Consider the following 22046-nt stretch of genomic DNA (forward strand, 5'->3'; position numbering starts at 1 on the left):
CCGTGCTCATCTCTTTTTGCGTTTGAACTGAGGATTGGCCCCTTCATATAGAACACTGATCACACATAAATCCGGTTGCTTTGGATCTCCTCCAAAGGTTATGTCTGCATAATCGGTGGCGCTATAGGATCGGGTAAACTCATTGGCTTTAAATGAAAAATTATCGCCGTTCCAGTGAGTTAATTTTACCCTCAAATCGCGGTATTTAAGAATAAGGCTAGACTCTTCCAATACAATGTTGATTTGACCATACAGTTTGTTTTCGTAAATACCGAGATAGTCTTGCAGGGGGCGTGCTGGGACGGGATTTTTTATCCTATAGGCTGCGCGGGCTTCTTTCATTTTTTCAAAGGATCCATATAAATCGGCTTTCAACTCTGCACTCCAATCCCGATTGTCATCAATTCCAGCAACTAAATCTAAGAATTTTGAGCGGATGGCTTCTGGCATTAAATTGACCCGCATTCCGCCCAAGTTTGAGAGCAAAACTATACCGATCTTCTTGCCCGGTACATAGATAATGATGGACCGAGTTCCGGTCATTCCACCCATGTGAGAGATAACTCTATCCAGTGTGGCATAATCATGGAGATACCATCCCATGCCATAATAAATATCAGTGACGCGGTCTTTGGGAAATAAACGTCCCCCTTGCGGCGATCCTACGTGGCTCAATTTTTGCAGCATTTTGGAAAGTTGGTCGGGGCTCACAATGCGCTTCCCGGTTGAGGTAACACCATCATTAATCCAAAATTGCAACCATTTTGCCATATCTTTAATGTTGGCGTTAATACCACGGGAAGTGGGGAATCGATAGATCGCTGGATTACCGTTTTTAATGACCTCAGCATAGCCTTTGTCATTTGTATAATGCTGATAGGACTGATTGTTAAACATAGATTTTATTCGTGCCCATGTTCGTTTAAACCAACCATCTGATGGTGTCACTCCAAATTCTCCCAACGAGGCAGAATTCATCTCTAAAGGATCAAAAATTTCTCTTTTAAAGAGGGTATTAAGAGGTTCACCTGTAATTTTCTCAGCAATCCAACCAAACAAGCCTGGGAAAATATTTTGATAATCGAAATGTTCATCAAAGGGGTGGGTGGGATAAATTTGATTCAGAACAGCAAAAATTTCTTGTTCTGACCATCCTGTTTCAACCAAAGTATCGTAAGCAAAGCCCCGTAAACCACTGCGATGTTGGAATAACTTAGCCACCGTCATGTCTTTTGTCGCTTTATCGCTGGCTAACTGAAAATTAGGTAGGTATTTTATGACCGGATCATTGGTTTCCAGTTTTCCATCTTCCTCCATTTTTAACATCAGTAAGGCACTAAAGGATTTACTTAAAGAAGCAATCGGGAAGACAGTGTCTTCCGTCAACGGTTTCTGGGTTGTACTCGATTTCCAGCCAAAAGCAGTTATATAGGTTATTTTGCCATCCTCGACAATGGCGAGGGCGACACCTGCCGGCTTCCAATCAGCAGTTGCTTTGTGTAAGTAGGCCTCAAAAGCTGAATAATTAAAGCTATAGGATGCTGAAATCAATACTAAAAATAAAGCAAGCGTGCGATTGATCATCGTTAATTATCTCCGTGCGAATGAGTCATATATAGAGAGATTAGCTAATTTGGAAAATGGCTTCTACTTCCACACTAGCCCCTAAAGGAAGGGCCACAACCCCAACGGCCGCCCGAGCATGGCGTCCCGCTTCACCAAATACGTCCCCCATCAAATCAGAAGCACCATTAATCACAAGGGGATGTTGAGTAAAATCTGAAGTGCTAGCCACGAAGCCTCCCAGCCGGACACATTGTTTAACCCGAGACCAATCACCCTCAATAGCAGTCTTGAGTTGGGCCAAAACATTAATAGCGCATTGACGGGCAGCGGCAACACCCTCTTCAAGACTGACAGTCTTTCCAAGGTGGCCCGGATTAAGAATTTGACCGTCTTTGAATGGAAGCTGGCCAGAAATAATAACTAAATCGCCAACAACTTTATAGCCGACATAATTGGCCACAGCAGTGGGGACAGTTGGTACAGTGATGCCAAGGGAGGATAAACGAGAGTCAATAGTCATGAGGGCCTCCGGATTATTCTTAGAACTTCATTGAGACACAGGCGGCCGTGGGGACTAACCTGTAACTTATTACCATCATAAGTGATTAAATTAGCTTTGACTAGACGCTCAATGCCATTCATATCCAATACTTGATCGATGGGACAGGGTAATCGATTTAGGTCAAAGGGATGAGTGAGTCTAAGTCCCATTAAAAGCATTTCGCTTGCCTGTTCCTGGGCAGACAGTTGACTCAACTCATCAAAGCCATTGCCCTCCTCAACCACTTGTCGTAACCATGTTTCGGGGGCGCGGTATTGTTTTGTTGCATGCCCGATTCCATTTAAGGTTAATCGGCCATGGGCACCGGGGCCAATACCGGCATAATCTTGATATCGCCAATAGGCGAGATTATGGTGGGATTCACACCCCGGCTGGGCATAGTTAGAGATTTCATATCCCCTGAGCCCGTGGGAGAGGGTCAAATCAGTTGTTAAGTTATAGAGATCTGCTGCCAGATCCTCATCCGGTAACACAAAATCACCTCGAGCATGGCGGGTGGCAAAGGCAGTACCAGGTTCAATGGTCAGCTGATAAAGGGATAGATGCTCTGTACCAAAGGCCAATGCCTGAGATAATTCTGCCTGCCAGGCGTCCAATGCTTGATGAGGGCGAGCGTAGATAAGGTCAAAGGAGATGCGTTTAAAACACTGCTGGGCTGTTTCAATGGCGTGAATGCCTTCCTCGACACTGTGAAGCCGGCCTAAGAAGGTTAAATCATCTTGTCTTAAGGATTGAATGCCAATAGAAACACGATTGATACCGGCCGCTGCTAAGGCGCGGAAATTATTAACCTCAACTGAGTTTGGGTTTGCTTCTAACGTGATTTCAATGGTTGGATCGATGGACCACCACGTTGAGACTTCGTTCAGGATATCCTGGACTAACGTGGGGGGCATCAGGGATGGGGTCCCACCGCCGAAAAAAATACTACTGATTCGACGCTTGCCAACGAGATCATAATGACGTTGCAGCTCTTTAATATAAGCGTGTCGCCAGGCATCAATATCAATTTGATTGCGAACATGGCTATTGAAATCACAATAAGGACACTTTGAGGCACAGAAGGGCCAATGAATGTACAAAGCAAGGGACGTCATTGCATTATTTTTTATAGGATTATTTGGTTTCAATAAACCATATTTCTTAATTAAATATCTACGTTCTTTTTTGTTAAGGTTTTTTTTCCCAACGGAAGGGCTGAGAACTTGGGATGATAAGCGACTGCTTATGCAATATCGAGTTTCCGAGTCGCTCTTCGGTTGCCCAGAAAAAATTCGTTTCCCGGCCAAGGATCCGGGAACTCGAGATGACAAGCGATTACGCATAGAAGGCTGAGACCTTTGAGTTGTCTCCCCCTTACTAAGGGATCAACCTAGGGAAAACCTTCTTCATTTTAATCCTTAACGGCTAACCATTGAGCAAACTCTGTCGGAAGATTGCTTTTTAAAGAATTCCATAAGCTTAAATAATTGGCAGTAGGAGCATAATCTTTATTTCTAATAATTCTACCAATTGTGTCTTTCGATAAGCCGACATGGCCTGCGATATCCTCTTGAGTATATCTTTTATTTAGATAGTTCAAAAATTTATAAAGATTGTCTCTGTTATAAGATTTTACGAAAGAGGGAACAGGGAGAGAAGGAGGTATAAGGCGAGGAGCTGATCGACCAGAGGATAAGACTTGTTGGCATTCAGTATCTAACCTTGCTAGATTTATTCTTTGTTGAGGGGTTTGATAGGGATCATGTTGCTGAGCAAATTGGCGGATCGGTTCATGCAGAAAAGTGCAGTAAGATTGAAGCTCCACTGGACGCCTTTGAGGATGTTGAGAAATGAGAGGTTGGAAAGTGAAACTCACATGCTGTTGGTCTATATCCCAGGTCGTATGAGCAAGTACCCGGGTGGCTTCTCCCCTGTCTAAAGCTTGCCTCGCCCTTTGGTAGTGAGGGAGGGGAAGATTGTCAGCTCTATGAGCTTGATCAAGCCTTTTTCCATGCCAGTCGTTGCCTCCTTGGTTAGTCTTTCTATCTAACTTTGACATATGTGCTTTATTCTCTGTAAAATGATGATGCACTGTTCCATCTTTTTCTGCCGTTCTAAAGTCATCAATGCCATGGATGCTATCATATTTACCATTATGGATGGTCATTTTGCTAAATCCATACTGCGCGCTGAATAGCCCCTCATTAAATTGTGCCCCTATAGCATCTCCACATTTTTCTTTACGTGTTTTACAGGCTTGGTCGTGTTGGCGGCAAGGGGTCTTAAAGTCCTCGTACTGGCAAACTGCAGGAGGGTTATTATAAGGAACACTTAGTACACTGAGGGGCTGTGCCCGTTCATTCCAATAAGCTCCGTGATCCATCGTGTAAGCGGATGGAAGGAAGAGGCTTAGTAACGAAAGAATGGGTATGATTATTTTTTGATACATAATAAAAATCCTTTCAATTTTCTTGATGGTAGAGGCTCTATAAATTTTATAAGAATACATTCTTATAACGCTTAAGGTTTACTAGAGGACCTTAATAAGGGGCTATACGTATAGTCTACGTAAGTAAATTTTCTATTTATTAATTAAAATAGAATTTCCTAAAGACATAGGTTTTGGAGGGGCGTTGCGCATATTTACATTAAATCGTAAAGTAAGAAGGTGGTATAGCTAGATTTGATATGAAGAGGAAGGGTTTATAAAAGGGGTACCCTTATTACTTCATCTTAGAAATTGAATTAACTTACCAAAGGTACTCCACAAGGAAGCAGAACGAAAACCCGTGAACTGACTAGCAAATTCTTTAACCCCTTTTATTGTAATCTTAGGGTAAACAGTAAGGGTATTCTTAGCGAAGATAAATCAGAAAATTTTTAAGATTTATCCATCTCAAAATTTTATTTTTCAGGATTTTAGTGGCCTCTTCATTAGGATGCCAGAGGCCTTGAGTCTTTTTAAAAGAGAGGGTTTATGTGGATTTATTTCGTATAAAACTAATCCAAGCGTAAGTAAGCCCATGGCGCTGAATATCGAATGAAGAGTAGATCGCAGAGCCTTGTTCTTCCTCATTAGTTCCTTTGTTTAACTTAAGGGTGCACCGTCCTTCGCGAATTGCATCGACAAGGGAGAGCGGTTGCTGAAGAATTGGATCTATTGTGGTACTAGTATTATCAGGGGAGGTTAATAATGGTGGTTTTGAACCTTTTGCTTGCCAATATGTAAGAGGCTGGAGTATATATCTAATTTCTTCATCAGACTCATAAAACCGAATATAAAATTGTTCAATGGCTCCAAGGTCACATCCTGGTTTCCAGAAACCGCCCAAACCAAAAGGATGGAGAGTGTCGCCGGGGGCGGGAAGTTTAACTTCTTGATTAATTGTCATAAATTGATGCTTATAAATAATTTGTTGGGGGGAAAGCAAGGGGGTAACCTCGATTAAACCTGCTTTACGCATCAAACCTTCGAAAATTAGTGTTATTTCCTTTACCCCATGGTCACTCAAATCAGAGGAATAAATAGGAAGGCGTGTATCATATAATGAAACATGGGCCTGATCGGTGGCTACTCGTTTTGTCTCAATTCTAACTAAAACTTCCATTATATCGGGATGGGCAACTTCTGATGCATGGCTTAAAATTGAAATAGATGTCAGATAGAAAAATTTTATCAAACACTTCCTTATTTTTTTAAAAATAAACTGTGTACGTATAAAATTATTTATAACAGCGTGAACGCTCATTTTTCTTCTCCTTATTTTTCTTATAACAAAGCTCTCTCAATCACAAGGATGTAGGAGGGCAAGGGGGTAAAGAACAACAATTTAAAAGGGAATGTAATACTTTATGAAGAGCTTTCCAAGTATTTTAATTTTTAATTTTTATTTTTTTAATAAATTCAAATAAGTAAAACTTAAATCCTATTATTTTAATAATCTTACTTTTGAGTTTTTTGTTTCGTTCAATTTTATAAGGATTCAACATTCATGTGAATAAAAAATTTCTGTCTGTAAGGGGGACGATTTTTTAACCTAAATCCTTGATCGCCTGTTGATCAACATTTTTTTCGATAGAATAAAACTATCAAAAGAAATTTTTTATCAATGAGCATCTGGCTTAGAAATTAACGTAAAAAATGAATTAACTTATCAAAAGCGCGGCGACGATGGGATAAACTGGATTTAAGATCTCGGTCCATTTCGGCAAAAGTTTGGCTATATCCATGCGGCGTAAAAATTGGATCATAGCCAAAAGTGTACTCTCCTCGGGCGGGGAAGCTGATCTGTCCCTCAACAATTCCTTCAAACGAATGAGCCGACCCTTCAGGGAAAGCGAGAGTCAACACACAGGTCATGTGGGCTGCATAGGATTTGGTTGGATCCAGCATAGAAAATATCTTGTGGAACGCATGATTGAAATCTCGAGTTCCATCCTCTTTTTCAGCCCACCGCGCCGAATAGATACCCGGGGCACCCTCAAGAGCATCAACGCATAAACCAGAGTCATCAGCCAGGCAGGGTAACTGGCAAGCTTTCATGATTTCGGTTGCTTTTAAAATGGAATTTTCTACGAAAGTTAAACCTGTCTCTTCGGGTTCTGGAATATTAAGATCCGTTGCCGAGATGAGTTTTAACTCAAATCCGTCGAGAAGCTTTTGAATTTCTCTAATTTTACCTTGATTATGGCTGGCTATAACCAGTGTATCGCCTTTATGTAACATTAGATTTTTAAAACTTGTTTTTGTAGAGCAATTAATTCATGAATGCCAGAGCGCGCCAATTGCAACATATTTGTAAACTCTTTATCACTAAAAGGGATTTTTTCAGCTGTTGCTTGAATTTCAACCAGTTGGCCACTGCCAGTCATAATAAAGTTTGCATCGACATCAGCGTTTGAGTCTTCAATGTAATCCAGATCTAAAAGACCTTCCCCCTTAGAAATCCCACAGGAAATTGCGGCAACTTGGTCAATAATTGGTAATGCCTTTAATGCTTTTTTATCAACAAGCCTTTGCAAAGCCTGGTGCATGGCAACATAGGCCCCGGTAATGCTTGCTGTCCGTGTGCCGCCATCAGCTTGAATGACGTCACAGTCAATTTTAATTTGTCGTTCACCCAAAGCCCGGAGATCAATGACAGAGCGCAACGCTCGACCAATCAACCGTTGAATTTCTTGAGTCCGTCCTGTTTGCTTGCCTTTAGCAGCTTCACGGTCAACCCGATCATGGGTGGCGCGGGGCAACATCCCATATTCAGCGGTAATCCATCCGGAGCCGGTGTTGCGTAAAAAGGGTGGAACTTTCTCTTCGACGGTGGCGGTACAAATCACATGAGTGTCCCCAAATTTAACAAAGCAGGATCCTTCGGCGTGCTTGGAGAACCCTGGGCCCAAAAAAACTGAGCGTAATTCATTTGGCTTTCTTTTGTCATGACGCATTTTCGTGTATACTATCCTTAAACGTAATTGAGTTTTTTTAGTTTTACACTAACTTACCATTTGTGAAAAGTTGAAAGTTACCATGACATCCATCCGAGACTTAAATGAGAGATCTCTTGAAATCTTTAAAGAACTTGTTGATGCCTTTATGGAAACAGGCGAACCCGTCGGTTCTCGCACCTTATCGCGGCGCTTAACGACTAGCTTGTCACCGGCGACAATTCGCAATGTGATGGCAGATTTAGAGGAAGCTGGGTTGCTCTATGCACCTCATACCTCAGCCGGTCGCCTGCCAACCGAGGAAGGATTAAAACTTTTCGTGCATGGTTTATTGCAGATTGGGGATATTGGCGACAAGGAGCGGGAAGAGCTGGAGCGACGGTGTCATACTAAGGGGCGAAACCTGAATGATATCTTAGAAAATGCCACATCCGTTCTTTCAGGATTGTCTCAATGTGCTGGCCTTGTCATGGCCCCTAAAACAGAATCTCCCCTCAAACACATTGAATTTGTACCCCTTAGCCCGACGCGGGCTTTGGTGGTGACGATCACTCAAGAGGGGCTGGTGGAAAATCGCGTCTTAGAATTTCCCGAAGGTATCCCCCCCTCGATTTTAGTCGAAGCCACCAATTACTTGAACGCCTATATGGTTGGCCATACTTTATCTGAAGCTCGACAAATTATTAATCGGGAATTGGTGAAGGACAAACAACAACTTAATGCTTTGTCACGCAAGATTGTCGCCGATGGTGTTGCTGTTTGGAGTGGCGAAGAAAGCTCTGGATCTCTCATCATTAAAGGTCAGGCAAATTTATTAAATAATGTGACTGTCGTTGAGGAAATTGACCAAATTCGCAATTTGTTTAATATGCTAGATACCAAAGAAAATTTGAAAAACATCTTGGATGCCTCTGTCCAAGCCGAGGGGGTTCAGATTTTTATTGGGGCAGAAAGCCCTCTATTCTCTCAATCGGGATGTTCGATGGTCATTGCTCCTTATCGGGGAACTCATGAACGGATCATTGGCGCCATCGGCGTGGTCGGTCCCTCACGAATGAACTATGGCCGCGTCATCCCCTTAGTGGATTACACGGCCAAATTAGTTAGTCGATTGTTAGGTTAGGTTTAGAAGCATAAACCTTATTTTTTACCCCCTGCTGGAGGGTTTTTTATTCCTGTCGCTTGCGAGGCTCGGATCGCTATGCCATCAGCAAACCTTTTACAGTTACTATAAAGTTCTTGCATCGTAGAGTTGTAGTGTTTATCAGTAGGCCCCATTTTTTTCAACTTGGCTGCTTGTTCCGTATACATTCTTCGGAGTTCTGCTATATTAGCACTATATTCTTGTTTAGCTTTTTCTAGAACAGCCGCATCTTTTTTCCATTTTGACCATTTAAATGGTGATTTAGGCTTAGGAGGGGCTTTAAATAAGCTTTCTTTTCCTTCAATCATTTTAATGCGTGACAGACAGTCTCTTAAAACACCTTTCTCATCTTGAGGAGCATTACTGCTGCCGCCAAAACCACTTGATCTTAAATCTAATTTTTTATGAGGAGCAGTCCCCGCTGGTGAGGTAGCAGTCGGGACAGCCGCATCTGCAGATAAAGTCACCACATTTATTAGAAAAAAGGATAAAGTTAGATATTTCATTGTGATTGACATTTTATTCTCCCTGATTTAATTCTCTATACTTAATATATATCTTGAAATATCTAATAAATTGTTAAAGTGTGATGAGAAATTATTTAAAATATAAAATCAATTATTTGGCATTGGGTTAAGATTTAATTCTACTTCTTCGCTCTCTTTTTTGAAAAAAAGCCAACCTTTGATGCTTTGGCGGAAGTCGCCTTAGCTTTCGGAAGGTTGGACGTCATAGTCGTCTTTTTGCTGCCCAAGCTAAAGGTTTTCTTTTGGCTTTTGACTGGGGGCTTCTTGACAGACGAAGGTGTTGATTTTTTAAGGCTAAACATAGAAGATTTTGTGGATTTTTGAGCTTTAACTGGTGGTTTTTTCGCTGCCACGTGTGGTTGTGCATGCGGGGCCGCTACACTTTTATTTTGAGAGCTGCCGCCGCGTAATTTGGAGAGCAAAGATGTGCCTCGTTTTTGTTGAGGGCTAGTTGCTTCAGTTGCTTGGGTTGAGTGATGAGCCGGCGCGGTATTGGCAGGGATGTTTTTAGATTTTCCGCCACGCAGTTTTGATAGGAAGGAAGTGCCATGGCTGGGTGTATGGGATGTCCCGGTTTCTTGATGCTGTGTGCTTAAGGAGCGTTGTTCTTGCTTTAAGCGACGCTGTTCTGCTCGTTCAGCCCGTTCTTCAGGTGTGAGATTTATTCCTGTTGCACGACCCGCCAATGTTCCTAGACCTTTACCAACTGTACCGGCAAGGCCCGTTTCTTGAGAATCGCCATTATTGCCTGAAAATACGCCAGTGGCGGCACCCTTGGCAAAATGCTTAGCACCGCTAAATAATTTGGACTTAAGGGACCGTGGTTGCTGCGGGGCCTCCTCAGTTTGTGGTTGTTGGCTATCTTCTTGAGTAATTTCGGTTCCATTGGGATCTATGCCCTCATCGGCACTCCCTTCATACGCACTCGCAGACAGATTGCTTGCAATAGAGCCTAAAATAACTAACGTATATAGTTTCATAGAGATCTCCGCTCCTCAGAGTTTTACCTATGCATAAAGATAGAGAAAGAGAGTAAATAAAAACTTAATTCTTTCTCAGAAAAATCGACTATTGAAAGATTTTGAGGAAAGTGGTTTCATTTAGTTAATATTTCTTTTTCAATTACTGAAAAACCATGCGGACTTATCATCACATTATTAATGGTCAAGATGTTAAAGGCGTCAGTCAACAAACCTTAGCTGTTATTAATCCCTCGACAGAAAAAACTTTGGGGTATATGGGATTAGCTGACCAAGCTGATGTTGATGCAGCTGTTGCAGCGGCAAAGGCAGCTTTTCCGAGATGGGCTGATACACTGGCGGCCGCTCGAGCTAAAATTTTGTTTCGGTGGCGTCAACTGATTGACGATCATATGGATGACTTAGCGCACGCTATTTCAGAAGAACATGGCAAATCCAAAACAGAAGCTATGGGTTCTATTTCTCGAGGCGTTGATGTTTTAGAGTTTGCCTGTGGTATTCCCTCTGCCTTAAAAGGGGAATTTAGTGTGAATGTTGGTCGACAAGTTGATTCTTATAGTCTGCGTCAACCTCTTGGAGTGGTTGGGGCTATTACACCTTTTAACTTTCCAGCTATGATTCCCTTATGGATCAGTTCTGTTGCCATTGCTTGTGGCAATACCGTTGTTTTAAAACCATCCGAGAGAAATCCATCTACCGCCCTCCTTTTGGCTAAATTAGCACTGAAAGCCGGCTTGCCATCGGGCGTTCTGAATGTTCTCAATGGGGCGAAAGAGGCTGTTAATGGTTTGTTGACTCATCCGGATGTGAAGGCGATTAGTTTTGTGGGGCAAACATCAACAGCACAATATGTTCAGCAAACAGCTGTAGCTCATGGTAAGCGTGTGCAGGCGTTTGGGGGGGCAAAGAACCATGCATTGGTTATGCCCGATGCCGATATGGACTCAACAGTGGATGCAATTCTTGGTGCTGCTTATGGCTCTGCCGGAGAACGGTGTATGGCTGTTTCAGTTGTGGTTGCCGTCGGCGATCAAACAGCCGATACCCTTATTGCCCAGCTCTCTCCAAAAATAACTGCTTTAAAAATTGGTGCCCCAACGGAAGCTGCAGCAGAAATGGGACCATTGATTACGAAAGACCATTTGATTAAAGTAAAAGCGTATATTGATCAAGGGATTAAGGAAGGGGCCGACCTTGTTATTGATGGCCGGTTGCAAACAGTTCCATCTGATGGGTATTTTTTGGCTGGATGTCTATTTGATAAAGTTAGCCCTGAGATGTCTATTTATCAAAATGAGATTTTTGGGCCTGTTCTGTGTGTCATTCGTGTGTCGTCTTATGAGGAGGGCTTGACTCTTATTAATAATCATCCCTATGCTAATGGGACTGCCATTTTCACACGCGATGGCAATAGTGCTCGGGATTTTTGTCAACGTATTGAAGTTGGGATGGTTGGCGTTAACGTTCCTATTCCTGTTCCGGCTGGATTCCATAGTTTTGGCGGCTGGAAGAATTCCATCTTTGCGGATCATGGGATGCATGGCATGGAAGGGGTTCGCTTCTTTACACAATTAAAAACCATTACCAGTCGCTGGCCGTCTGGTATTCGGCAACGTGTTGAATTTTCATTACCAATAGTGGAGTAAGTCATGGCAAAAATTGGGTTTATTGGACTTGGGCATATGGGGAATCCCATGGCGCGAAATTTGACCAAAGCAAAACATGACGTTCATGTGTTTGATCTTGATCAATCTGCTATAGATACAGCTGTTAAAGCAGGCTGTATTGCAGCTGCATCTGCTCTGGAAGCTGCGACGGCTAAAGATTTTATTATAACGATGCTACCCGCTGGCAAACAGGTTCGCTCGATTTTATTGGGTGATAATGGTTTAATGGCCCAATTAACGGAACCAAGTTTTTTTATTGATTGCTCAACCGTTGACATTGCGACAGCTTTAGGATTACATGCAGCCGCAACCGTGAACGGTCATTCTGTACTCGATGCGCCTGTATCTGGCGGGGTGACGGGGGCCGAAAGTCGTACCTTAACTTTTATGGTCGGTGGCTTGGTGGATGCTTTTGAAAAGGCTAAGCCCATTTTAGCCTGTATGGGAAAAAACATTTTCCACGCTGGGGCAGCGACCCATGGTCAAGCCGCCAAGATGTGTAATAATTTGATGCTGGGAATCCACATGATTGGAACCTCTGAAGCCTTTATCCTCGCAGAAAAACTTGGGCTGTCGGCGGAAACGCTGCATCAAATTGCCTCTGCTTCGTCAGGTCAAAGCTGGGCCCTTTCTAAATATTGTCCTGCTCCTATTCTTCCTGGTACGCCGGCTTGTAATAATTATAAAGCCGGGTTTGCGGCTGCGATGATGTTGAAGGATCTTAATTTGGCGATAGAAGCCGCGCACCACTGTGATACATCTTTACCATTAACGGAAAAAGCAGGCTATCTGTATGACGATTTCTGTAAAGAACATGCGGATGTGGACTTTTCTGGAATTATTGAATTCTTAAAAACGCGTTAAGTTATTTGCCAAGACGATCCGAAAGCTCAATTGGCATGTAATTTTCATCGTGTTTTGCCAATAATTTTTCTGCTGTAAAGATATGCCCATTCCATCGGCCATCGGCCACAACCCCTTGGCCCTCTTTAAAGAGATCAGGCGTAATGCCAGTAAATGTGGCGGACACAGTTGATTTAAAGTCGGTAACCCGAAAGTTAACCGTCATGGTTGCTGACTCTTTTTTGATAGACCCTTGTTCAACCATGCCTCCCAATCGGACGACAGCCGTTGGGTCCTTTTCCAAAATCTCTGTTGGCGTCATAAAATACATCAAGGATTGTTGTAGGGCAGAAAAGATAAAAATCGCACTTCCGACTAAAATTAAAGTAACAACGGCAGCCCATTTCAAACGCTGTTTTTGCTGCGACGTCATGAGTCTAACCGATTTAAATCTTGGTTAGTGCGTTTCAATTTTCGATATGCGGCAATACCAAAGCTTGTAAAAGCAACTAAAGCAAATCCATAGGCTAAATAAACATAGCTTAATTGAGTCATGATGATGTCCTCCGCAATAGAGCCGATATAACCTTTTGTTGCACTAAATAAGTCCGTAATTGCATTAAAAATAAACAAAAACACAGAGCTGCCATACCCAATGCCATAATCAGCAAGGGGACGAGCATTTGCCAATGGATGGCCGGTTTAGCCAGGCGCAGAATACTGGCGGGTTGATGAAGAGTATACCACCAATCGACCGACCATTTAATAATGGGTAAATTAATCGATCCAATAATAGCCAAAATAGCTGAAATCTTAAGGGCTTGTTGTTCTGGTTTAACATAGCTTGTGGTGATAATATAGCCTGCATACAAAAAAGCCAGAATCAACATAGAGGTTAAGCGTGCATCCCATACCCACCATGTGCCCCATGTTGGTTTGCCCCAAATGGCGCCAGTGACTAAACTTACAATGCACAAACAAAAACCAATGGAGGCCATAGAGCGGGTTAAAATATGGGCTGTTGGATTTTGCCGTAAAAAGGCATACAAAGATAGGATTGCCATCCCAAAATAGGTCAACATTGCCCCCCAGGCTGCCGGTACATGGATATACATAATGCGGACTGTCTCCCCTTGCACATAATCGGCTGGTGACCAAGCCAATCCAAGCCATAGTCCGACCGATAAAAGGGCAAAGGCAATAATTGCCGACGACTGTAGCCAAGTATGGCTTATGTGCAATAAATAAGCGGGGGATATAAAATGTTTGATCATTGTTACCAATCCAAATTCCGTATAACAAGGGGGGCTAGACAAAGGGATAGACCAAAGCTAACTAGCGTAATGCCGAATTGCATGCCTAGATAGTAACTTGCCTCTCCCTCAACAGCAACGGTTGAAATTAAAGATTCTGCAATCAACAGATTTGGAATGGCTAGGGGCGCTATCATCACATTCAATAAGGACTGTCCATTGTGCCCTTGCGCCAAGGTGAGGATAAGCCCCCAGCAAAGGAGGGCCGTACAAGTCATAAGAAACGAAAAAGCAATGACAGCCACTGATGGTGGCGGATAAATAAACAGATGAATGCTTGCAAAGCCAAGCGTCAAAGGAGCAGCTATCTGTCCTATACTGTTCATAAGATTTGTTAGGAAATAAGAAAATGGCGACGTTCCATGACTAAGTAACCAAGCAAGATGTCCATCCTGTAAATCAGGATACACACGATCGCTCACCTGGCTTAACACGACGATCACGGCCAATCCATATAACAAGAGCGTTATGGACGGGGAAAAGTCTCCTTGGGTTAAGGGCAAGAGAACGACTAAACTTGCGCCTAAATAGGTGATCAACGGCCGTATCCATAAAGTTAAGTACATCATGCTTTTTCTGCCTTAAAACTTATAAAGGTCGGTGGGTTATAAAACAAGCATTTTGAACATTGCGTTAGAGCTTGCTCTTATACAATTTCTCAGTCGGAATGTCTATTTTATAATCTAATTCCTTATAAGCTGACCATAGCAGATTTTGACTTATCAATTAAAGCAATCCATCATGACGGTGAGGAAGTTATTCCGAGTGGTCGTGTCTTATAAAACCTTCCTGCCCTATAAAATTTTAATGATTGCAAAAAGGTGCGTAGAAGGTTGTCTTACGGCTTACTTCTCTTAAGTTAGAAATAACTATTTTTTCTCATAGATAGCCTCGCTTAAAAGGTTTATGTAATATATAAACTGTTTCAATCTTAAGGTAGCTACATGGGCATACTTTCTAGCCTTAAACGTGAACAAAAAGAAGCTGTAGGTCTTTTACAAGTTGGCACTTTCCTTGAGTATTTTGACCTTATGCTGTATGTCCACATGGCCATTATTCTCAACGAATTATTTTTTCCAAAAACCGATCCCCATACCGCGGCCCTTCTTTCGGCCTTTGCTTTTTGTTCTACCTATGTGCTAAGGCCTTTTGGGGCCCTTATATTTGGTTATATAGGAGATAATATTGGCAGAAAGGCCACCGTCATTATAACAACGATGTTAATGTCCTTATCCTGTATTGTTATGGCTAATATGCCGACCTATGCTCAAATAGGAATTACAGCCTCTTGGGCGGTAACTTTATGCCGAGTCATTCAAGGATTATCCTCCATGGGGGAAATAGTCGCAGCAGAAATTTATCTGACAGAAACCGTGAAGCCGCCTGCCCAATACCCAGCTGTGGGGTTAATGTCATGTTCTTCGGCTTTTGGAACCATGGTGGCTCTTGGGGTGGCGATGATTGTATTTTCTTTAAATATAGAATGGCGATTAGCTTTTTGGTTTGGGGCTTCCATCGCGATGGTTGGAACTATTGCACGTATTCGGTTGAGAGAGACTCCTGAATTTCTTCAATCAAAAAGGCTTCTGAACAAAAACACATCGGCCCGCCTGCTACAAAATCAAAATTTTAATGCCGAAAGAAGCAAAACATCAACAGCCTTTTTCTTAATTTATTGTGCGTGGCCTGTTTGTTTTTATTTTGTCTATGTCCATTGTGGCAATATTTTGAAATTTAACTTTAACTATTCAGCACAAGACATCATTCAGCAAAATTTTTATGTTTCTATGGTCCAAACCATAGGATATTTGCTCTTTGCCTTTCTCAGTTATTATATTCATCCTTTAAAAATATTAAAATATAAGCTTATGGCTATATTTCCGATGCTACTAATATGCCCTTATCTTTTTTCTATCATTAACACAGGTACTCAACTATTCTTTATTCAAAGCTTTCTTATCTTCTTTGCGATGACAGCCGCGCCAGCGATGCCCATATTTATTGCCAGATTCCCCGTATTTAAAAGATTTACTTATACAAGCTTTATCTATGCTTTAACACGGGCCTCCATGTATGTGCTCACTTCATTTGGATTGGTATATTTAACCGAAAGTTTAGGTCATTGGGGACTTTGGTTAATTCTTATTCCTTGTGCTTTAAGTTTCTGGTGGGGAATAAAGCATTTTGAAACACTGGAAAATATACCAAAAGATAATGCTGAAAGCTTTTTGACCGGTCGGGAGGCTAGCCAGCCTTTCTAAAGGTTTTTTAGTTTTATGGCCATCTCCATCGCCTCTTTTTTGGCCTACTTTTTGTAACTGTATTGAAAGAGAGAGAAGAAGAATTCCCCAACTTAGGGGAGCAAGACACTACTCTTATTAGAATCCTTTTAACTCATGCATCTCCAGTTGGCATCCGAATTTTTCGGCCCAGTCCTAATGCCTTCTTTTTAAGGTGGTGTAGCAGTTAAGTATGGTGGCCTTTAAAGGGGGCGTTCTTAGTAAGGTGGGCTTTACCACCTTAATGCGAACACCCTCTTGCTTTCTTTGTCGTTGAGTTATTTGATTTTATACTCTGACTGACTGGAGGATCGCTCCTTTGAAAAAATTGAGCTAATTATCGTTTTTTTGCGGCTTTTAGTCGGTTCAGAGGATTGGGATGAGTCGGGTAGTTGTGTTATAAATTTTAAAGCTTTTTCTTTAGAATTTTCCAAATAATTAGCTATTGCCTTTAAGGGAGTTTGTTTTTCCGAGAAATTGCTAAAGAATTGATTAAGGTGGTTGACATTAACTGCATTATGTAAGTTATCTATTTCGACTAAAAAATCAATAGCTTGTTCGCTATTTTGTTTATCATCAGCTTGGGTATAAATAGAAATCCTTTTAGCAGTTTTTTTCTTTACCCCTTTTTCTTTCAATTTACAATACAAATCGAAATTTAAGGTTTCTGTACACTTTGTTAGACATTGATTTTTGATGATTGCAGACGTGCAAGCTTTTGGCGCCGTACAAAAGTTATTACAGGGGCTTACAGCGGAACTGCTGCCCGCACAAAACAAGAAGATCCCTATAGTTAGACCTGATATACTTGTCTTCGTATACATAATAACATCTCATTCTTGAAATTGGTTCACAATTCATCATAAATAAAAAGAATTAAAGAGGCTTTAAATAGGGGTACCGTTTCAGGGGAAAACCCTCTTTTTCTTTTTACGAAAATTTTCTATTTGTGTTTTAAATTATGGCTTTACCTACAGCCGTTAATTATGATGGATATATACTTAAGCTTCTTCTTCCCCTAAATCTCCATCTGATAAAAGCTCTATTTCACTGCTACCCTCTTCCTCGTATTCCCAATATTCTATTTCACCTTCACCATTGCGTAAATACACACCTTCGTAATGGTTATTTAATGCATTTATCGCCGCTTGATCTCCATCGGTTGCTGCTTTTTGAAGATAAGCCTGCGGTAAATACAAGGCTTTACCGTCTTTAAGAAACCTGCTGAGTGCAGCCTGCGCTTCTAGGTGGTCTTTCTCAGCCGCACGGAGGTAGTATTGTGCCGCCAGCTCCCAATTTTTACCAAAAGGGGTACCTGTTTCATAACACCGTCCTATATAAAATTCTGCGTTCCGTTGTCCAAGTTCCGCTAGGTCGAGATAATGCGCAAAAAAGTTTTCATAAAGCTGTATTGTTGTCTCATCTTGATTGTCAGCAGTATAAGTAGGAGAGCATAGCTCGGAAATTTGTTGCGTAAAATCAGGTGCACTAAGAGAGTCATCGCTGACATCATCCGTTAAAAAAGTTGGGGAAAGGCTAGGATTTACCGCCGCAGTAGAGCCACTCTCTTGGATAAAAAGAGCAGACGGTGAAATTTTCTCTAAAGCCACAAGAGCCTGAGGAAAAGAAAGTATACCCGCTAATAAGAAAAGTGATAGTATTTTCATCAGTTAAATCTCCTTTTTAAAATTATATTATTTATAGGATGGGATTAATTTTAGGTTTACTTCAATGATTAATTTAGGGTTAAGACGATCAATACTTATTAATATTTTACTTTTCACATATGGGTTTAGGGAAACAATCTCTTGTAATTTTTTATAAAGTATCGCAAAAAAGGAAAGATCAATTAACAAAGAGTTCCTTACAAATGGTTGCTAAAATTCGCACAGTTTCCTTTGCAGGCGTGGACGTTGTGCCAGTCGATGTTCAGGTCCAGTTTACCCATGGATTACCCGGTATTACGATTGTGGGCCTGCCTGATAAAACTGTTGCTGAATCAAAGGAACGGATTCGGGCAAGCTTTCAATCCATCGGCCTTGATTTACCCGCTAAACGCGTGGTCGTCAACCTAGCGCCCGCCGATATCCAAAAAGAAGGATCCCATTATGATTTACCGATTGCGATCGGCATGATGATTCAGATGGGAATTTTGGATGGGGTGGAAATGGAAGAATATGTCATTCTCGGTGAATTAGGACTGGATGGCAGTATTGCTCGGGTCGCCGGATCCTTGCCCTCTGCCATTCATGCAGCCGCTCAAAATTTAAGTCTTATTTGCCCAGAGAGTTGTGGGACAGAAGCGGCTTGGGCGGGTGATGTAAAAATTTTAGCAGCGCCGAATTTGATCGCACTTGTTAATCATTTTAAAGGAACCCAAGTATTAAAACAGCCAGAGGTCCCGCAGGTTTTTGAATCACCTATTAAACTTCCCAATTTGAAAGATGTTAAGGGGCAAATATTAGCCAAACGGGCGCTTGAAGTAGCGGCTGCTGGCGGACATAATCTCTTAATGATTGGTCCCCCGGGTTCTGGAAAATCCATGCTGTCCTGTCGGTTACCCGGAATATTACCAGCTCTCACCCCGCATGAAGCCTTGGAAGTGACAATGATCCACAGTATTAATGGTGATCTGCCCGACGAAGGCCTTATCCGTCACCGTCCTTACCGCGATCCTCATCATTCGGCCTCCCTGGCGGCCCTAGTAGGGGGTGGTATTCGCTGTAAGCCCGGTGAAATTTCTTTGGCTCATAAAGGTGTTTTATTCCTCGATGAATTACCCGAATTTAACCGCAATGCTCTTGAGTCTCTGCGTCAGCCCATTGAAACAGGCAAAGTGGTGGTAGCCCGGGCAAATTCCCATGTGACTTACCCATCCCAAGTCCAATTGGTGGCGGCGATGAACCCGTGTCGATGTGGCTATTTTGGTGATAAAGAACGAGAATGTACGCGGGCACCGCGCTGTGCTGCTGATTATCAAGGAAAAATTTCTGGCCCCTTGATGGATCGTTTTGACATTGTTATCGATGTTCCTGAAGTTAAAGCAACCGATTTAATGCGAGCTCCTGATGGCGAGGATTCGACACTTGTGGCTCAGCGGGTGGCAGCGGCGCGCGATTATCAATATGCACGCCTTCAAGCTCTTGGTAAGACGGGAAATTTTTCCAATGCTACAGTGGACAGCGAAACGTTGGAAGATATTATTGACCTGAGCCAGGCAGCAGTTAACTTACTCACCAAAGTTATGGAGAAATTTAAGCTCAGCGGTCGAGGCTATCACCGTATTCTAAGGGTGGCGCGAACCATTGCTGATTTGGAGCAATCAGCCACTATAGAGACGCAGCACCTGTCAGAGGCTGTTGGCTATCGTAAAATTTCTGTTTATGCTGACAATGAGTCCAAGGTTGCTTAAAGAGTCATCCCTGAAGAAAAGTCCTGCACGCTGCGCTTAGTAGTGTACTTTTCTTCAAGAATCCTGGGAAATAATCTGATATTAAATCAATGGATAGGCAGCAATTGCAAGGTTTGGATATATCAATTTATGCTGTTTTGTCTATCGCGACTTTAGCATAGACTAAATAAGATATTTTACAGATTGTCTGGCCAATTCTTCAATCCATTTTTGGCCCAAGACGCTATCGAGAATCTGCGTATAAATAGCTTGGAGAGTTTGCAAATCCTCAATAGAGACATGCTCATCATCTTGATGAGCTGTCTGGTTTAAAAGGCCCACTTCAACCACGGGGGCTATATCTTTAATAAATCGGGCATCCGAGGTCCCGCCACTGGTCGATAGAATTGGTGTTTGACCTGTCACAGCCTCGATTGCGTGCGCAATTTTCGACGCCACGGCTTCCTCTGAGCAATAAAAGGGCTCGCCACTGATGCGCGTTTCAAGTTTGATATGAGGAGAAATGCGATTCGCAACATCTTTTAAATGCTGACATAAGGATTCACCCGTATGAAGATTATTAAATCGGATATTTAAGCGAGCCTCAGCCGTTGCTGGCACCACGTTGGTTGTGGGATTTCCAGCATCAATCGACGTAATTTCCAAATTTGAGGGTGGGAAAAATTCTGTGCCTTGATCGAGGGGTTTCCGTTTCAACTCACTGAGATACTCTAGTAGAATAGTATTAGGATTGATAAAATTCTCAGGATAAGCTACATGGCCCGCTCGTCCTTCGCTCATGACTCGCGCATTTAGACTGCCCCGACGTCCAATTTTAATCATGTCGCCAATACGGTTGACGCTGGTGGGTTCGCCGACCAAGCATAAACTGATCGTCTCGCCTTTTTCTTGCAGCCATTCTACAACTTTACGGGTACCATTTAAGGCAATTCCTTCTTCATCACTCGTTAAAAGAAAGCTGAGGGATCCTGTCAGCGGTTCTTTCAATAAGTCGGTCACCGCCATCATAAAGGCAGCAATAGCACCCTTCATGTCAACGGCGCCCCGTCCATAAACATGACCATTGTCTAAAAGCTGCTCCAAAAAAGGATTATCTTGCCAGCCAAAGGGATTTTGGACAGGAACGACATCGACATGTCCGGCAAAACAAAAATTAGGAAGTTCATGGCCATAACGGGCATATAGATTATCCACATCCCCAAAAGGCAGACGCCAGCAGTTAAATCCTAAATTGGTCAAATAGGATTGGATAAAATCCAAACATCCAGCGTGATTAGGGGTTACACTGGGAAAGGAAATTAATTTCTGGGCTAATTCTGCAACAGTATTCATGGGCGTAATAACTCGTTAATTCCAACCTTCGATCGTGTTTTAGCATCTACTTTTTTAACGATAACAGCACAGGCTAACGCGGGTGCCTGGGGTGTGGCTCCCGGTAATGTGCCTGGAACAACGACAGAATAGGCAGGCACATGGCCATAGATAACCTGGCCTGTTTGGCGATCGACAATTTTTGTCGAGGCGCCTAAAAAAACACCCATGGAAATGACGGCGCCTTCTTCGACAATAACACCTTCGGCAATTTCACTCCGTGCGCCAATAAAACAGTTGTCTTCGATGATGACAGGGTTTGCTTGTAAAGGCTCTAAAACCCCCCCAATTCCAACGCCGCCGGAAATATGGCAATTGGAACCAATTTGGGCGCAGGAGCCAATCGTGACCCAGGTATCAACCATCGTTCCCTTACCGACCCGTGCTCCGACATTGATAAAACTTGGCATTAAAACGACATCTTTTTCGATAAAGGCTGATTGACGGACAATGGATCCGGGAACACAGCGGAAGCCGGCGGCCGCAAAGTCTGAGTCTGTCCATGCTGATGTTTTTAAGGGAACTTTGTCATACCACGGCACATCCCCCATCCCAGGCATAATTTGGTTATCCCGAAGGCGAAAGGATAACAAAATAGCCTTTTTAATCCATTGATGGACAACCCATTTATCCTCAATTTTTTCAGCAACCCGTAATTTTCCGGTATCCAGCTGGGATAGAGTCTCGTGGACGGCCTCTGTAACAGCAGTATTTTTAATTTTTAGTTGCTGACGATTTTCCCAGGCATTATTGATAATAGTTTGGTCGGTCATCTGGATACACCCTCATGTTTATCATTGATAAGTATTATACGTGGGCCCACTTTAGCATGCAAGGATGCAAAGGCGAGTAATTTCTCGCCCCTTTTTTGAATGGGTTTGTTTAAAATTTGGAGGCTAATATATTTATTTTTTACAATAGAAAGTTTTAAAATGAAAAAATTGATAAGGTGTTTTTT

Annotated in this window: 22 protein-coding genes; 5 read left to right on the forward strand and 17 right to left on the reverse strand. The window is 42.4% G+C overall.

Annotated features, from left to right (window positions below; translation table 11 throughout):
* Positions 1-6: 6 nt before the first annotated feature.
* The 7 genes from ID47_RS10330 to rph form a co-directional block, all read right to left on the reverse strand.
* Positions 7-1584, reverse strand: a complete 1578-nt coding sequence (locus ID47_RS10330) for a serine hydrolase (protein ID WP_038466262.1) — start codon at positions 1582-1584, stop codon at positions 7-9.
* Between the two features lie 40 nt (positions 1585-1624).
* Positions 1625-2086 carry a RidA family protein gene (locus ID47_RS10335; protein ID WP_038466266.1) on the reverse strand — a complete coding sequence of 154 codons (462 nt, stop codon included), beginning with the start codon at positions 2084-2086 and terminating at the stop codon, positions 1625-1627.
* The gene (hemW, locus tag ID47_RS10340; protein WP_038467744.1) at positions 2083-3225 is read right to left on the reverse strand and encodes a radical SAM family heme chaperone HemW; all 1143 of its coding nucleotides are present in this window, start codon (positions 3223-3225) and stop codon (positions 2083-2085) included. Before hemW ends, ID47_RS10335 begins: the two co-directional genes overlap by 4 nt.
* Before the next feature lie 296 nt (positions 3226-3521).
* Entirely contained in the window at positions 3522-4559 is a 1038-nt protein-coding gene (locus tag ID47_RS10345) for a hypothetical protein (RefSeq protein WP_156956737.1), read from the reverse strand.
* Positions 4560-5085: 526 nt separating this feature from the next.
* Positions 5086-5859: a hypothetical protein gene (locus tag ID47_RS10350; protein ID WP_038466273.1), complete on the reverse strand. Its 774-nt coding sequence runs from the start codon at positions 5857-5859 to the stop codon at positions 5086-5088.
* A gap of 380 nt (positions 5860-6239) precedes the next feature.
* Positions 6240-6836 (reverse strand): RdgB/HAM1 family non-canonical purine NTP pyrophosphatase, encoded by a 597-nt coding sequence (gene rdgB, locus ID47_RS10355; protein WP_038466276.1) that lies wholly within the window; start codon positions 6834-6836, stop codon positions 6240-6242.
* Positions 6836-7552: a ribonuclease PH gene (gene rph, locus ID47_RS10360; RefSeq protein ID WP_038466280.1), complete on the reverse strand. Its 717-nt coding sequence runs from the start codon at positions 7550-7552 to the stop codon at positions 6836-6838. Before rph ends, rdgB begins: the two co-directional genes overlap by 1 nt.
* Positions 7553-7634: 82 nt before the next feature.
* On the opposite strand from rph, the gene hrcA reads away from it, so the two are divergent.
* Complete coding sequence (gene hrcA, locus ID47_RS10365) at positions 7635-8675, forward strand: heat-inducible transcriptional repressor HrcA (protein ID WP_038466283.1); 1041 nt, start codon at positions 7635-7637, stop codon at positions 8673-8675.
* 17 nt (positions 8676-8692) lie between these two features.
* Here hrcA and ID47_RS10370 read toward each other — a convergent pair whose 3' ends face one another.
* Positions 8693-9214, reverse strand: a complete 522-nt coding sequence (locus tag ID47_RS10370; protein ID WP_038466286.1) for a hypothetical protein — start codon at positions 9212-9214, stop codon at positions 8693-8695.
* Between the two features lie 128 nt (positions 9215-9342).
* Positions 9343-10203, reverse strand: a complete 861-nt coding sequence (locus tag ID47_RS10375) for a hypothetical protein (RefSeq protein WP_038466288.1) — start codon at positions 10201-10203, stop codon at positions 9343-9345.
* A 155-nt stretch (positions 10204-10358) separates the two neighbouring features.
* On the opposite strand from ID47_RS10375, the gene ID47_RS10380 reads away from it, so the two are divergent.
* Together ID47_RS10380 and mmsB are read left to right on the forward strand one after the other, a co-directional pair.
* Entirely contained in the window at positions 10359-11849 is a 1491-nt protein-coding gene (locus ID47_RS10380; RefSeq protein ID WP_038466291.1) for a CoA-acylating methylmalonate-semialdehyde dehydrogenase, read from the forward strand.
* Between the two features lie 3 nt (positions 11850-11852).
* Complete coding sequence (gene mmsB / locus ID47_RS10385) at positions 11853-12734, forward strand: 3-hydroxyisobutyrate dehydrogenase (RefSeq protein ID WP_038466294.1); 882 nt, start codon at positions 11853-11855, stop codon at positions 12732-12734.
* A 1-nt stretch (position 12735) separates the two neighbouring features.
* Here the strand turns inward: mmsB and ccmE are convergent, their stop codons facing one another.
* From ccmE to ID47_RS10400, 4 genes are read right to left on the reverse strand one after another with little or no spacing between them, the layout of a single operon-like run.
* On the reverse strand, positions 12736-13146 hold the full coding sequence (gene ccmE / locus ID47_RS10390; RefSeq protein WP_038466297.1) for a cytochrome c maturation protein CcmE: 411 nt from the start codon (positions 13144-13146) through the stop codon (positions 12736-12738).
* A complete protein-coding gene (locus tag ID47_RS13740; RefSeq protein ID WP_269516643.1) occupies positions 13143-13268 on the reverse strand; it encodes a hypothetical protein in 126 nt (41 codons plus the stop codon). Before ID47_RS13740 ends, ccmE begins: the two co-directional genes overlap by 4 nt.
* Complete coding sequence (ccmC, locus tag ID47_RS10395; RefSeq protein WP_038466300.1) at positions 13265-13987, reverse strand: heme ABC transporter permease CcmC; 723 nt, start codon at positions 13985-13987, stop codon at positions 13265-13267. Before ccmC ends, ID47_RS13740 begins: the two co-directional genes overlap by 4 nt.
* 2 nt (positions 13988-13989) lie before the next feature.
* Entirely contained in the window at positions 13990-14595 is a 606-nt protein-coding gene (locus tag ID47_RS10400) for a hypothetical protein (protein WP_038466303.1), read from the reverse strand.
* A gap of 375 nt (positions 14596-14970) precedes the next feature.
* Here ID47_RS10400 and ID47_RS10405 point away from each other — a divergent pair, with 375 nt between their 5' ends.
* Positions 14971-16287 (forward strand): MFS transporter, encoded by a 1317-nt coding sequence (locus ID47_RS10405; protein ID WP_038466305.1) that lies wholly within the window; start codon positions 14971-14973, stop codon positions 16285-16287.
* Positions 16288-16583: 296 nt separating this feature from the next.
* On the opposite strand, the gene ID47_RS10410 is transcribed toward ID47_RS10405, so the two are convergent.
* Positions 16584-17129 (reverse strand): hypothetical protein, encoded by a 546-nt coding sequence (locus ID47_RS10410; protein WP_156956738.1) that lies wholly within the window; start codon positions 17127-17129, stop codon positions 16584-16586.
* 177 nt (positions 17130-17306) lie between these two features.
* Positions 17307-17972: a tetratricopeptide repeat protein gene (locus tag ID47_RS10415; protein WP_038466310.1), complete on the reverse strand. Its 666-nt coding sequence runs from the start codon at positions 17970-17972 to the stop codon at positions 17307-17309.
* Between the two features lie 203 nt (positions 17973-18175).
* Between ID47_RS10415 and ID47_RS10420 the strand changes: the two genes are divergently transcribed.
* Complete coding sequence (locus tag ID47_RS10420; protein ID WP_038467747.1) at positions 18176-19717, forward strand: YifB family Mg chelatase-like AAA ATPase; 1542 nt, start codon at positions 18176-18178, stop codon at positions 19715-19717.
* A gap of 162 nt (positions 19718-19879) precedes the next feature.
* On the opposite strand, the gene dapE is transcribed toward ID47_RS10420, so the two are convergent.
* On the reverse strand, positions 19880-21049 hold the full coding sequence (gene dapE, locus ID47_RS10425; RefSeq protein ID WP_051908846.1) for a succinyl-diaminopimelate desuccinylase: 1170 nt from the start codon (positions 21047-21049) through the stop codon (positions 19880-19882).
* On the reverse strand, positions 21046-21861 hold the full coding sequence (dapD, locus tag ID47_RS10430) for a 2,3,4,5-tetrahydropyridine-2,6-dicarboxylate N-succinyltransferase (protein ID WP_038466312.1): 816 nt from the start codon (positions 21859-21861) through the stop codon (positions 21046-21048). The genes dapE and dapD overlap by 4 nt, the downstream gene beginning before the upstream one ends.
* Positions 21862-22046: the final 185 nt, after the last annotated feature.

The sequence above is a fragment of the Candidatus Paracaedibacter acanthamoebae genome, assembly GCF_000742835.1.
In the GTDB taxonomy this organism is placed as follows: Bacteria; Pseudomonadota; Alphaproteobacteria; order Paracaedibacterales; family Paracaedibacteraceae; genus Paracaedibacter; species Paracaedibacter acanthamoebae.